The organism is Clostridium sp. UBA4395 (assembly GCF_002390995.1).
Lineage (GTDB): Bacteria > Bacillota > Clostridia > Clostridiales > Clostridiaceae > Clostridium_J > Clostridium_J sulfidigenes.
On record NZ_DGRF01000011.1, the window covers coordinates 1,462 to 3,195 of the forward strand.

Sequence of the window (1,734 nt, forward strand, 5' to 3'; positions counted from 1 at the left end):
TCTAGCTTGTAAGTATATTTTTTAGATATTTATTACTTTAATATCATCTATTTTTCTAATTTGTTTCAGCATTACTCAGGTATTCCTAGCTTATTGTTATATTTTTTAGATGTCTGTTTCTTTGGTATTGCCTATTTCGTTAATTTATTTCAGGTCCGCTCAGGTATTTTCACCTTATAATTATATTACTTACGATACGTTATTTTTGCCTATAAAAATAGCCTTAGGCAAGTTATATCAATACCTAAGGCTATAAAACTCACTTAGTCTTAAATGAAACTCGACTCACTAAGTTCGCTGAGTAAGTTCCCTAACTAAATCAAAGATTTAGATGCTTACTTATGATACGTTTAAACATTTGAAATCTTAAATTTAAATCTTTGCGTCTATCTTTGTCCTAACTTCAAGTTTGGTACTGCATTTAGTGTTAAATCTGCAATTCTACCAGCTTTATACTCATAATAAGCAGCACTTCCAATCATAGCTGCATTATCTGTACATAAAATTGGAGCTGGGAATAAAACTTTTATTCCTTCCTTTTCTCCTCTTTCCATAAGCTTTGCTCTAAGATAAGAGTTAGATGCAACTCCTCCAGATATAGCTATTTTATCTACTTGTTTCTCTTTGCAAGCCTTCATAGCATTATCTACTAATACATCTACCACAGCCTTTTGGAAGGAAGCCGCTACATCAGCTTGATTATAGCTCTCACCCTTCATTTGAAGAGAGTTTAAGTAGTTAAGTACTGCTGATTTAACTCCACTAAAGGAGAAATCTAGTGTCTTATCGTGGAAATTTGCCCTTGGAAACTTAATAGCGTCCTCATTTCCCTCTTTAGCAATCTTATCAATTTTAGGTCCACCAGGATATCCAAGTCCAATAGCTCTAGCCACTTTGTCATAGGCTTCCCCTGCTGCATCATCTCTAGTTTCTCCTAGAACCTGAAAGCTACCATAATCCTTCATATGAACAATAAAGGTATGTCCTCCTGATACTACTAAAGTAATAAAAGGTGGTTTTAGATCCTTATGCTCAATAAAATTAGCACTTATATGACCTTCAATATGGTTTACTCCTACAAGGGGAATGTTTAATCCATAAGCCAAAGCCTTAGCATATTGAAGCCCCACAAGTAAAGCTCCCACAAGCCCTGGCCCATAGGTAACGCCCACTGCATCTATATCTTGAAAAGTCAGATTTGCTTCTCTAAGTGCTTCTTCCACCACAGCACTAATAGCCTCTATATGCATTCTTGAAGCTACCTCTGGCACAACTCCACCAAATTTTTTGTGTATATCAATTTGAGAAGCTATAACATTAGATAAAACTTCTCTTCCATTCACTACTACCGAAGCTGCTGTTTCATCACAACTTGACTCTATAGCAAGTATTTTAAAATTTTCTTTTACTTCATTTGCTTCTTTCATATTTTTCACCTACTTTTAAATAATTTACACACTATGAAAGTTTATATTAAAAGTTTACCCTTAAGGTACTAACTTAAACTTATCCACATGCTAAAATAATATATCCACACATTTATACAATTATATCAACAAATGTGATTACTTCATACATTTTATCATTTTTTAAAGAGTAATTACACATAAAACAATTTAAAATATAAAAATTTCTCTGCTAAAAACTTAATAATTGAGTAATTCTTAGTTAATACACACTTGATATATGCTTAATACTAAAAAATAAAAATATCGGCAAATTGCAATAACAAAT

1 protein-coding gene is annotated in these 1,734 nt (G+C 32.4%); it reads right to left on the reverse strand.

Going from position 1 to position 1,734, the window contains the following annotated elements; translation table 11 throughout:
* Positions 1-386 precede the first annotated feature (386 nt).
* Positions 387-1,427: a tRNA (adenosine(37)-N6)-threonylcarbamoyltransferase complex transferase subunit TsaD gene (gene tsaD, locus B2694_RS00715; protein ID WP_346884139.1), complete on the reverse strand. Its 1,041-nt coding sequence runs from the start codon at positions 1,425-1,427 to the stop codon at positions 387-389.
* Positions 1,428-1,734: the final 307 nt, after the last annotated feature.

Bases quoted from the DNA above. Each gene is read 5' to 3' on its own strand.
- tsaD (WP_346884139.1), bottom strand. From the start codon at position 1,427: ATGAAAGAAGCAAATGAAGTAAAAGAAAATTTTAAAATACTTGCTATA.